The organism is Alkalibacterium sp. s-m-28, assembly GCF_054658175.1.
Map to the genome: position 1 here is coordinate 1 of NZ_BAAGIQ010000447.1, position 255 is coordinate 255.

Here is a 255-nt window from a genome sequence, read left to right on the forward strand (position 1 = left end):
AATCTTCTTGGTTATAGTTCAATCTTTTTGTGGTAAGTGGGTGCGAACGAATCTGTTCTCCGTTATAATAAATGTGCACGTGCTCTTCGTTTTCGGAAAGATCCAAGTCAACTTCTTTTCCGATATAGCGAGGGTCTACAGAGTACCTACATTTGCGGAAAATGACCATTGCTTCCTTTGTGACTTTACGGCGAATAGAGTCTTCAAAATAAGGATTTAACAAGTCATCTTTTAGCTTATGGAGGTGCTCTTTTT

General features: G+C 38.8%; 1 protein-coding gene. It reads right to left on the bottom strand.

All coding sequences use genetic code 11. The features are described from left to right. On the bottom strand, positions 1-255 hold a 255-nt coding region (locus ACYQ4S_RS12955), incomplete at both ends, for a Mu transposase domain-containing protein (RefSeq protein WP_459771597.1).